Source organism: Halosolutus sp. YCN4 (genome assembly GCF_059736495.1).
The window spans coordinates 337,735-349,067 of sequence record NZ_JCASSM010000003.1; the positions used below are offsets into that span (position 1 = coordinate 337,735).

Here is an 11,333-nt window from a genome sequence, read left to right on the forward strand (position 1 = left end):
GAACGCGAGACGTCGAGCTTTTTTGAACAACCACGTCCGGATAGCCACCGGCCTGCCCACCGACGGCGTCAGGTGGCCGTTCGACGGCGACGGGCTTGGACGATCGGCAGCGTCGTGACTCGATCGCAGGGCCCAAAAAATACCGCAGACCTCGTGTACCCCTACCCGAGGTAGTTCACAGATTCGCCCACGGTCATAAATACTTTCTGCAGAGTGTGTTACTCTGTCACGACGATTTCGCCGACCATGCCGCCCCCCACGTGCGGGATGCAGATGTACGGGTAGGTCCCCGGGACGTCGAACGTGCGTTCGTACGTCTCGCGGGTTCCCAGCCGACCGCCGCGGTGATCTTCCCAGGCCACCCTGGCCGATTCCTCGTCCTCGAAGCCGCCGGTGGCGAAGTACTCGGCGCCGTCGGGGAGACCGCTCTCGAGGGCCGTGATCGTGTGATCCGCGCCGCTCGTGTTCTTCCAGACGATGGTCTCGCCGACCGTCGCCTCGTAGGTTTCGGGGAGAAACTCGTTTCGCGTCATCCCGATGTCGCACTCGTCGCCGCTACAGGGGCCGTCGTCGGAGAGCGAGAGAACGGACGAACAGCCTGCCAGTCCAGAAGCGGCCCCCGTTCCGAGAGCGGCGAGCAGGACGCGCCGATTCATACATGAACGTTGGGACACTCGCGATATAACCGCCCCGGTTCATCTCTCGAATCGGTAATCGTCCCCTTCGAGAACCGCCGAAGATGATCGGTTCGATCGATGGTCGTGGTCGTTCCGGTAGCAGGCCTCATCCTCGTTCCCCGCCCGTGGCCATCGGGTGGTGGCGATCACGGAGACGAACCGACGGGTCGCTCGGGGGAACGATAGAGCGGCCACTGAAAGTCACTGCACATCTGATCGCAGGACGGCTGTGCGATCAGTGGATAAATCGTTTCAGTGGCTACGATACCTCCACGGACCGATCGACACCCCTCCCGATCCGAACGAAAACACGTAAGGTACCCGCCGGACGTACCCGGGAGTATGCTCCCCCGGTTCGTCGGCCGACTGGGCGTCGCCGACGCGGTGACGATCGCGAACGCCGCGCTCGGGTTCGTCGCCGTCGTCGTCGCGTTCGCCGACATTCGACTCGCCGCCCGTCTCATCCTGCTGGCGGCGATCGCCGACGGGCTGGACGGGATCCTCGCCCGCCGCTACGGCGGCTCCGAGGCGGGTCCGTACCTGGACTCGCTCGCCGACGTCGCCTCCTTCGCGGTCGCGCCCGCGGTGCTCGCGTTCGTGGTGGTCAGGGACGGACTCGAAATCGGATCCGAGACGGTTACTCCCGAACTCCTGCTCGTGACGGCGATCGGTGCCCTGTTCGTCGCGATGGCGGTCGCACGGCTGGGGCTGTACACGGCCTACGACACGGCTGGAAGCTACACCGAGGGCGTCCAGACGACGCTCGCAGCGACGATTCTCGGTGCGGCCATCCTCGCGGGCGTGGCCGACCCCTGGCTCGTGCTCGCGGTCACCGGCGCGTTCTGTTACCTGATGGTCTCGCGGATCCGGTACCCAGATCTGCTCGCGCGCGACGCCGCCATCATGGGCGTCGTCCACGCGCTCGCGATCCTCGTCCCCAGTTTTGCGGGCCGAACGTTCCCCTACGCCCTCCTGACGCTCGGTATCGCGTACATGACACTGAGTCCCTGGTTCTACTGGCGCGAGGACGAGCCCCGACCGGCCGAGACGGGCCTGCATGGAAACGCTTAGGAACGTGCTGACACGACCTGTACCTATGGACACTGTCACGCGTCGGAGCCGTCACGAGGTGGGACGATGAGTGACGAGGAGTCACCCGACGAGCCAGCCGAAGCGGCGGACGAACCGGTCGATCTCGACGCGATCCGATCGGACCTCGCAGCCCTCGAGGACGACCTCGCGACCCTCGAAGCGGACCTCGAGGCCGCCGAGACCGAGGCCGACCTGGACGTCGTCGAGGCGGACGTCGAGGCGTTCCGATCGGAATTCGAGCCGATCGAGATTCCGGAGCCGCCGGAGGAAGACGAGGACGAGGACGAGGACGAAGACGAAGACGAAGACGAAGACGAAGACGAAGACGAAGACGAAGAGACGGTCACGCCGGAGGAAGAACTGCAGGAGCGCTACGACGACATCGAAAGCGACGTGTCGGACCTCGAGTCCGACCTCGAGGACCAGCGCGGCCCCTACGCCGAAGACGTGATCAGCGAAATCAACGGCGTAAGCGCCACGATCACGGGTACCCGCTGGACCGAGGAGGGCGACGCGGAGCTGATCGAGGCCGTCGGCGACTTCCTCGACGACCTCAACGACCTCCTCGGGAGTTCCGTTACGCTGGTCGACGAGGGCGAGACCGTCCCGGAACGGCTCGAGGCGAGCCTCGAGAACGCGGTCGAGGCGGTCGAGGCGGCCGATCTGGACGCAGACGACGACGCGGAGACGATCGCCGGCCTGCTCGAGGCGACCGACGCCCTCGAGAGCGACGTCGACGACGCGACCGAGTGGACGGACCTCGAGATCCGTGAACAGCTCCGGCGGGAGGGGTTCTACGACGTGCTCGATCACGTCAAGGATTTCCCGCCCGAGTGGCACGCGCTCAAGGTCCACGAGAAGCGGGGCAACGTCGACATGATCCTGCTGGCGCTGGAGACGTTCGATTCGGACTTCATGGAGGAACACTGCATGGAAGCCCTCGAACGGATGGGTCCCGAGGAGGCCATCGAACCGATGCTCCAGAAGGCCAACCGCCGCGACCAGGCCGCAATGGCCGTCCTCGGCAAGATCGGCGTCGACGACGACGAGGTCGTCGACACCCTGCTCGACTACGTCGACTCCAACCCGAACCTGCAACAGCCAGCGTTCCGGGCGCTCGGCGAGATCGGTACCGCGGAGGCAGTCCAGCCGATCGCCAACCAGCTCGTCGACGAGAACGCCGACGTTCGCAGCTGGGCCGCCCGCGCGCTCGGTCTGATCGGCGACACCCGCGCGATCGACCCGCTGGCAGACGTCCTCGCCGACGACGAGGCCGATCGGGTCCGCGCCAGCGCCGCGTGGGCGCTCAACCGCATTGGGACGAAAGAGGCCCTCGAAATCGTCGCCGAGTACGACGGCGATCGGGCCTATCTCGTCCAGGCCGAGGCCGAGAACGTCGATCTCGAGCCGGCGGCCTAATCGCACGCGACGACAGTCGGCGACCGCGGCTCTCCTCACAATTTAAGTACGAAGGGGCGGCCAGACACCCCGATGGTCGATCGACGCCAGACAGTCACCGCGCTCGCACTCGCACTCGTCGCGAGCGTCGCGATCGTCGGTCCACTCGCTCTCGGCTCGCCGGCGACGGCCAGGGGCGAGTCACCGTGGAAGCAGGCGGCGACCGATGAATCCGGAGCGACAGCATCGCAGACGTTCGCACCGGTCGGAGTGGGTAACGAGACGTCGTCCCCTGAGACTGGCACGGACTGTCCGATCGAGGGCCACGGAGGTGCCGAGGCCGAACACGGATCGACGTCGACCGCGACCGCGGACGCCCGGATCGTGGAGCTCTACCCGAACCCGACGGCTCGAGGGGACGTCGGCGAGCATCTGGTCATCGAGACGCCACCCGGAACGCGGCTGGCGAACTGGACGATCACGGACGGTCACACGACAGCGAAACTCCCGAACGAGACCGTCTCTGGGCGGGTCGCCGCCAGTACCGACCCTGCGGCAGCCGACGCATTGACCGACGCTCCCGTCCTCGAACTCGACGGGACCCTCCGACTCGCGGACGACGGGGACGCCCTCACGCTCCGAAACGGGACGGACGTCGTCGACGAGGTGGCCTACGATCGGGCACCCCTCGCGGAACGATGGTACCGGGCCGAATCCGGCGGCGAGGCGGACTCACGCGCGGCCGACACGGCGATCGCCGACGGCGGCGGCGAACCGCTCGGCCAGTGGTGGCCCCGTGACGCCACCTGTCGCCCGGCCGCCGAATTCGATCCGGGAGAAGGGACGGCGTTCGTCCTCCCCGACGCGCCGGAGGTGCCGCGCGAGACGATCCGCGAGGCCGACGATCGACTCCTGCTCGCGGGGTACACCTTCACCGATCCCGACATCGCCGCCGCGCTGGCGGACGCCGCGGCACGCGGCGTCGACGTCGCCGTCCTCCTCGAGTCGGGCCCGGTCGGCGGCGCGCCCTCGGAGACCCGATCGCGGATCGAGACGTTGCGTACCGCGGGCGTCGAGGTTCGCGCCGTCGGCGGCGAGGGGGCGCGCTACCGGTACCACCACCCGAAGTACCTCGTCGCTGACGACACGGTCCTCGTGACGTCCGAAAACTGGAAACCCGCGGGCGTCGGTGGGGAATCGAGTCGCGGCTGGGGCGTTCGGCTCTCCGACGCCGCTCTCGCGGCCGACCTCGCGTCGGTGTTCCGGGCCGACTTCCGGGGGTGGGACACCGAATCTGGGGCCGCGTACCTCGCGAACGCCTCGTTCGTCGACGACGATCCGCCGCCACCGCGATCGTTCGAGACCGATCACGAACCAGCCACCGTCCCGATCGAGTCGGCCGAACTCCTGCTCGCGCCCGACAACGCCGAATCGCGCCTCGAGTCCCTCGTCGCGTCGGCGGAAGACGAGTTGCTCGTCCAGCAGGCTACCGTCGACCCCGACGTCTCCCTGCTCGAGGCGACCATCGCGGCCGCCCGTCGCGGCGTCACGGTCCGACTCCTGCTCGACTCGTCGTGGTACGTCGAAGACGACCACGAACGACTCGCCGCAGACCTCGAGCGAACCGCCGCCAGGGACGACCTCGACTTCGACGTTCGACTCGCCGACGACACCGACGCGTTCGAAAAGATTCACACCAAGGGCGTCGTCGTCGATCGGGAGACGGCGGTCGTCGGGAGCGCGAACTGGAACGCCAACTCGCTCCGGGAGAATCGCGAGGTGCTTCTCGCCGTGCACGGCGAGGAGATCGCGACCTACTACGCGACGGTCTTCGAGGACGACTGGGCCGGCGGGACGTGGTCGCTCCCGATCGAACTGTCTGCCGTCGTCGTGGCCGCCCTGGTCGGGGCCGCGATTATCGGTCGGCGGTACGTCCGGTTCGGTGACGAGGCGGCCGTGGCGTCACGAGGCCGGGACTGATCGGGGCAACGGAGCGGTCGAGAACGGACGCGAGGACGGCTCAGTCCGCACAGCCGCCGACTTCGAGTTCCAGCCGTTCACAGCAATCCCGCTCGGGATCGAAACAGTCGGGACACTCCGCGGGGCGATCGATGATCGTGTCGAGGCGTTCGGCGACGGTGTCGTCGATGACGCTCTCGAGGGCGCGGGCCTCCTCCCGGAACTCCTCGACCTCGAGGACGTTCGCGAGGAAGCGTTCGATGATACAGTAGGTCTGGAGCGCGTCGTGAGCGCGTTCGAGGCCTTCGTCGGTCAGGCTGGCACCCTTGTACTTCTCGTGGTCGACGAGGCCGCGCCCCTCCAGTTTGCCGATCATCTCGTTGACGCTCGCGGGGCTGACCTCGAGCAGGTCCGCGAGCGTCCCTGTCGAGGCGGGGCCGTCTTCGATGCGCTGGGCGAGATAGATCGCTTTGAGATACTGGTCTGCAGTGTTCATTGCGTCCCTCCGTCGGTCGCGAGGTCGCTGTCCGTGGTCGTTGCGCGTCGGTGGTTCCACCGGGACGAACGCGGGCCGACGGCGTGGGTCCGCGAGGTCGTCGCCCCGATCATGCTCTGTGCTCCATGATCTCGGTCACGTCCTGGACTCCCTCTTTCTCCTCTTCGCGAATGTCCGAGAGCGTCTCGAGGAGCCGATCGCGATCGATCGCGAACGTGGCTTCGGAGGCCTCGATCGCCTCGATCAGGTCGTCGTAGAACTTGTAGGCCGTCTCCTCGTTGGCCAGTTGATCGTAGAGGACGCCGTCGGTGTCCTCCGGCGGGCCGTACTGGGCGTCGACCAATGCGTTGATCTCCTCGTAGGCGACCGTCTCGGCGTCCAGGTCGTCGATCAGCGCCTCGAGCCGCTCGCGATGTTCCGCCGATTCGTCGGCGGCCTCGGCGAGCAACTCCCGCACCGCCTCGTCGACCGCCTCCCGTTCGTCCTCGGGCAGCGACTCGAGGTGGTGGGCGGCGCGTGACTCGACGACCTCTTCCAGCACGACCCCGATCTGGAGGAGTCGGGCGAGCTGGTGATCGCTCGAGACGCGCTGTCCCAGACTCATAGATTGCCTTCGGTGGGCATGGTACTTAACTTCCGGCATCCGAGGGTCGTCACGATCGCCGTCGGCGCTTGGAGCGCAGTCTCATACGGTTTACTGGTAGTCATTTCCGGCGCAACCGCCGCCCGGATCGCGGTTGCGCCGGTAAATCGTTACAGCAATCCGTATCAGCCGGCGAACCGCCAGACCCGGCTTCCGTCGCCGCCCTCGATCGCATCGACCTGTTTGAGTGCGCGCTTCAGACAGGCCCACCAGCTATCGGCCGTCTCGTAGCCCGCGGGGTGGCGCTCGTAGAGCGCGTCCACGAAGTCGGATTTCCGCGCCCGTCCCTCGTCCCGGAGGAACGCGATCGCTCGCCCGGCGACCTCCCGGCGGGCCGCGATCACCTCGTCGTCGTGGCCGGGAACGGACAGCGAGTCGAGGTCGACCACGTCTTCGCCCGGCCGGACGGAGTCGTCGACCAGGGCCGTCGACGATCGGTACTCGAGCCCAGTTTCGACCGACCGGTTCAGCCGGGAGCGCGTCTTGGCGACCGCGCGCCGCGAGAGTTCGTCCAGCCGATCGAACGCGACCGTCTCGAGGATGTCCGCGTCTTCCGCGACCGGATCCTCCGAGATGCGCACGACGCGTTCCGGCGTGAGTCCGGACGCGTTCGCCCCGGCGGATCCGCCGTTCCCGCCGTCGCCGGTCGACCTCGTCTCGCTGTCCGCGGTGCCGGTGGCATCGACGGCGTCGCCGGTCCGATCGCGCGAAATCGTGGTCCGCGGAGAGCCCCGGACCTCGATCGACGGGTGGCTCTTCGAACGACTCCACCCGCCGTCGGCGTCCGCTCGCGGTCTCGACTCGGTCGGGTCCGGGTCGGCATCGGCCACCGGCGCGGCGTCTGTCGACCCGTCGGGCCGCACGGAGCCGTCGCGATCCGCGTCGGGGGCCGATTCCGGGTCCGGATCGGTCGATCGAGCGCGCCGTCCGTCTCGATCGGTCTGCTCCGCGAGACGCGCCTCGAGCCGGGCGATCCGGTCGCGGTACGCCTCGAGGAGTCGTTCCGCCCCGTCGGCTTCCTCGGTAATCGAGGCGCGGTGCTCGACGACCCACTCGACGTACGCGGCACGGCTGTCGAACCCGATCAGCCGCCGTTCCATCTCGAGCGCCTCGAACGTCTCCTCGTCGAGTTCGACTGGCAGGGACCGCATCGAGACCCGGTACTACGCTGGCGCACTAAAATGGTCGTCAGACGATTTACTCGTTCGCTTTCGACGGGAGAAAACCCCTGCGATCGAGCGCCGTTGCGATCGGGGCGGGATCGCCGAAACGAGCGAGAGCCGATCGCAGAGAGAGGCCGTGACTCGGCGTCGTCGGCTTACTCGCGCTGGCGAAGGCGCGTCTGAATCAGCTCTTCGAGGTCGTCGCGCAGTTCGTCGACCGCGATCTCCTCGAGTACCGGCACGAAGAAGCCCTCGACGAGCATGTTGCGCGCGGAACGCGGGTCGATGCCGCGGGAGGTCATGTACAGCAGGTCCTCCTGGTCGATCTGGCCGACCGTCGCCGAGTGGCTGGCCTCGGTGTCGTGGTTGTTGATGATCAGCTTCGGCGAGGCGTCTGCTTCGGACTCGTCGGACAGCATCAGCGTGTTCTCGCGCTGGTAGGAGCTGGTGTCCCACGCGTCCGGACCGACGTCCTGGACGCCCTCGTAGACCGATCGGGCGACATCGTCGGTGACGCCGCGCGTGACGAGGTCCGCCGTCGTGTGCTCGGCACGGTGCCAGACCTTCGCGTCGAGGTCGAAGTGCTGGTCGTCGTGACCGTAGAAGGCCCCGACGATCTGGGTCTCCGAGGAGTCGCCGTTGAGAACCGTCGAGACGCCGGATTTCGTCAGCTGCGTCCCGAGGTTGACCTCGATCCAGTCGATCGTCGCATACGTGTCGGCGTCACCGCGCTTGAGCGCGAAGTTGTAGGCCTCCTCCGAGAGGTTCTGGAGGCTTCCGTACTGGACCGAACTGTTCTCGCCCGCGACGACCTCGACGATACCGCTGTAGTACTGCTCGTCCTGCTGTTCGCCCGTCGACTGGCGTTCGAGGATCGTGACCGACGACGACTCCTCGGTGACGACGAGCGTGTAGTTGAACAGCGAGCGGGAGTTCTGCTCGGTCCGGACGGTGACGTCCTCGGCGTCGACGCCCTCTGGGACGTAGACGACGGTCCCAGTGCTGAACAGGGCCGTCGAGAGCGCAGTGAGGTAGTTCTCCTGCGGGTCGACGACGCTACCGAAGTGCTCTCGGACGAGCCCTTCGTGCTCGGCGATCGCCTCGGCCCACGGAAGGACCTCGACGTCGGCGGGACCGACCTGGTCTTTGTCTTCGGCGGCGTTCAGCGGATCGACGAGCGACTCGAAGTCCAGTTCGTGGAGGTTCGTCCAGTCGCGACCCGGCGTCCGGATGACGTCGGGCATGTCCAGTTCCTCGAGCGCCTCGAGTGCTTCGAGGCGGGTTTCGAGGAGCCACTCGGGCTCGTCCAGTCCTCCGCTGATTTCGCGGACCTGTTCCTCCGTCAGATTGGCATGTACCTGCGTGCTCATATTATCCGAGGCTCCCTTCCATCTCGAGTTCGATGAGGCGGTTGAGTTCGACCGCGTACTCGATCGGCAGTTCCTCCGTGATCGGCTCGATGAAGCCGGCGACGATCATCTTCTTGGCGTCGTCGTCGTCCAGCCCGCGGCTCTGGAGGTAGAAGATGTCCTCGTCGCCGATCTTGCCGACGGTCGCCTCGTGGGCGACGTCGACCTTCGACTCCTCGATCTCCATGTACGGCATGGTGTCCGACGTGGACTCGTTGTCGAACATCAGCGCGTCACACTCCACCGCAGTGGAGGAGTTCTCGGCGCCGTCGGCGATGTGGACGAGGCCGCGGTAGTTGGTGCGGCCGCCGTCCTTCGAGATCGACTTGGACTCGATCGTCGACTTCGTGTTCGGCGCGTTGTGGTAGACCTTCGCGCCGGTGTCGATGTCCTGACCTTCGCCCGCGAAGGCGATCGTGATGTGGGTGTCGGTCGCGCCGCGACCCTTGAGGATCGAGCACGGGTAGAGCATGGTCGCCTTCGAGCCCATCGAGCCCGAGACCCACTCCATCGTGCCGTTCGCTTCGACGATGGCACGCTTGGTGTTGAGGTTGAAGGTGTTCTTCGACCAGTTCTGGACGGTCGAGTACTGGACGTGGGCGTCCTCGCCGACGAAGACTTCGACGCCGCCGGAGTGCAGGTTGTGGGTACCGTACTTCGGCGCGGAACAGCCCTCGATGTAGTGGACCTCCGAGCCCTCCTCGGCGATGATGAGCGTGTGTTCGAACTGGCCCATCCCCTCGGAGTTCATCCGGAAGTAGGCCTGGACGGGCATCTCGACGGTGACGCCCTCGGGGACGTAGACGAACGACCCGCCGGACCAGACGGCCCCGTGCAGCGCAGCGAACTTGTTGTCGCTCGGCGGCACGCAAGTCGTCATGAAGTGTTCCTTGACGAGGTCGGGGTGCTCCTGGACCGCGCGGTCCATGTTCATGAAGACGACACCCTTCTCCTCCCACTGCTCTTGCATGTTCTGGTAGACGACCTCCGACTCGTACTGGGCGCCGACGCCGGAGAGGGCGTTCTTCTCCGCCTCCGGGATGCCGAGCTTGTCGAAGGTGTCCTTGATCTCGTCGGGCAGTTCCGTCCAGTCGTCGACGCCTTCGCGCTTGTCGACGTCCGGGCGGATGTACGGCACGATCTCTTCGACGTCCAGCCCGGAGAGATCGGGCATGCCGGGCCAGCCCGACGGCATCGGCATGTTCTGGTACTGCTTGAGCGCGCGCAGGCGGCGCTCGAGCATCCAGTCGGGTTCGTCCTTGTCCTCGGAGATCATGCGGATGACCTCCTCGGTCAGCCCCTTGTCGGATTTCACCGCGGCGTTCTGTTCTTTCTTGAACTCGAACCGCGCTTCAGTGTCAGTTTCTTTGAGGTGATCTTGTTCGGAACTCATAATGTGATTGTGTATATGGTTACGGCTGTAGGGTTATTACCGTTGTTCTAGCCGAATTCGGTTACGCGGTGCCGTAGACCTCTTCGCGGACCCAGTCGTACCCCTTGTCCTCGAGTTCCTCGGCGAGTTCGGGACCGCCGCTCTTGGCGATCCGACCGTCGAGCATCACGTGGACGTGATCGGGTTCGACGTAGTCGAGGATGCGCTGGTAGTGGGTGATCTGGAGGATCCCGGTGCCCTGCTCGTCGCGCAGGGCGTTGATCCCGTTCGAGACGTCCTGGAGGCGATCGATGTCGAGCCCCGAGTCGATCTCGTCGAGGACGGCGATCGAGGGCTCGAGGATCGCGGCCTGCAGCACTTCGTTCTGCTTCTTCTCGCCGCCGGAGAAGCCGGCGTTGAGGTAGCGCTGGGCGAACTTCTCGTCCATGTCCAGTTGCTCCATCTTCTCCTGGAGGATCTCCTGGAACTCGGCGACGCCGATCTCGCCCTCGTCCGCGGGGCCTTCCATCGGCGAGGTCTCGAAGCCTTCGTCTTCGTCCTCCTCCTCCTCGGCCCCCTCGTCCTCGAAGAGTTCCTCGCGCTCTTCGATCTTGGCGTTGAGCGCCGTCCGGAGGAAGTTGGTCATCGTGACGCCCTCGATCTCGGCCGGGTACTGGAAACCGAGGAAGACGCCGAGCGCCGCGCGCTCGTTTGGCTCGAGGTCGAGCAGGTCCCAGGTGCGCTGGTCCTCGTCGATCTCGATGTCGTCGCCGAACTCGCCCTCCTCGAGGTGAATCAGGACGTCACCTTCGGTGACCTCGTAGGCCGGATGGCCGGCGACGACCTTCGCGGTCGTCGACTTCCCGGAGCCGTTCGGTCCCATGAGGGCGTGAATCTCGCCGGACTCGACCTCGAGGTCGACCCCGTCGAGAATCTTCTCGTCGCCCTCCGCTACTTCCGCGTGCAGGTTGCGTAGTTCGAGACGTGCCATAGTACTCTGTCGTGTGAACGGTGGGTCGTATGACTGATAACGGTTTCGTATCCGATTGCATACGGTTTCGATTGGCGAAGATTATTTATTGAAATAGAAACTCCGACTCGACGTCACCGACCGCTCGAGCGAG

At 66.1% G+C, this 11,333-nt stretch carries 10 protein-coding genes; 3 read left to right on the plus strand and 7 right to left on the minus strand.

Going from position 1 to position 11,333, the window contains the following annotated elements:
• Window positions 1-218: 218 nt before the first annotated feature.
• Window positions 219-656, minus strand: coding sequence for a cupredoxin domain-containing protein (locus AC6I6X_RS12195; protein ID WP_497930794.1), 438 nt, complete (start codon window positions 654-656; stop codon window positions 219-221).
• A 363-nt stretch (window positions 657-1,019) separates the two neighbouring features.
• Between AC6I6X_RS12195 and AC6I6X_RS12200 the strand changes: the two genes are divergently transcribed.
• The 3 genes from AC6I6X_RS12200 (at window position 1,020) to AC6I6X_RS12210 (ending at window position 5,147) form a co-directional block, all read left to right on the plus strand.
• The gene (locus AC6I6X_RS12200) at window positions 1,020-1,748 is read left to right on the plus strand and encodes a protein sorting system archaetidylserine synthase (RefSeq protein ID WP_497930795.1); all 729 of its coding nucleotides are present in this window, start codon (window positions 1,020-1,022) and stop codon (window positions 1,746-1,748) included.
• 66 nt (window positions 1,749-1,814) lie between these two features.
• The gene (locus AC6I6X_RS12205) at window positions 1,815-3,188 is read left to right on the plus strand and encodes a HEAT repeat domain-containing protein (RefSeq protein ID WP_497930796.1); all 1,374 of its coding nucleotides are present in this window, start codon (window positions 1,815-1,817) and stop codon (window positions 3,186-3,188) included.
• A 72-nt stretch (window positions 3,189-3,260) separates the two neighbouring features.
• The gene (locus tag AC6I6X_RS12210; protein ID WP_497930797.1) at window positions 3,261-5,147 is read left to right on the plus strand and encodes a phospholipase D-like domain-containing protein; all 1,887 of its coding nucleotides are present in this window, start codon (window positions 3,261-3,263) and stop codon (window positions 5,145-5,147) included.
• Between the two features lie 40 nt (window positions 5,148-5,187).
• Here AC6I6X_RS12210 and AC6I6X_RS12215 read toward each other — a convergent pair whose 3' ends face one another.
• The 6 genes from AC6I6X_RS12215 to AC6I6X_RS12240 form a co-directional block, all read right to left on the minus strand.
• Window positions 5,188-5,622, minus strand: coding sequence for a metal-dependent transcriptional regulator (locus AC6I6X_RS12215; protein ID WP_497930798.1), 435 nt, complete (start codon window positions 5,620-5,622; stop codon window positions 5,188-5,190).
• A gap of 109 nt (window positions 5,623-5,731) precedes the next feature.
• A complete protein-coding gene (locus tag AC6I6X_RS12220; protein WP_497930799.1) occupies window positions 5,732-6,226 on the minus strand; it encodes a ferritin-like domain-containing protein in 495 nt (164 codons plus the stop codon).
• Between the two features lie 164 nt (window positions 6,227-6,390).
• Window positions 6,391-7,416, minus strand: a complete 1,026-nt coding sequence (locus tag AC6I6X_RS12225) for a hypothetical protein (protein WP_497930800.1) — start codon at window positions 7,414-7,416, stop codon at window positions 6,391-6,393.
• A 167-nt stretch (window positions 7,417-7,583) separates the two neighbouring features.
• Window positions 7,584-8,798, minus strand: a complete 1,215-nt coding sequence (sufD, locus tag AC6I6X_RS12230; RefSeq protein WP_497930801.1) for a Fe-S cluster assembly protein SufD — start codon at window positions 8,796-8,798, stop codon at window positions 7,584-7,586.
• 1 nt (window position 8,799) lies between these two features.
• Window positions 8,800-10,230 (minus strand): Fe-S cluster assembly protein SufB, encoded by a 1,431-nt coding sequence (sufB, locus tag AC6I6X_RS12235; RefSeq protein ID WP_497930802.1) that lies wholly within the window; start codon window positions 10,228-10,230, stop codon window positions 8,800-8,802.
• 61 nt (window positions 10,231-10,291) lie between these two features.
• Entirely contained in the window at window positions 10,292-11,200 is a 909-nt protein-coding gene (locus AC6I6X_RS12240; protein WP_497930803.1) for an ABC transporter ATP-binding protein, read from the minus strand.
• Window positions 11,201-11,333: the final 133 nt, after the last annotated feature.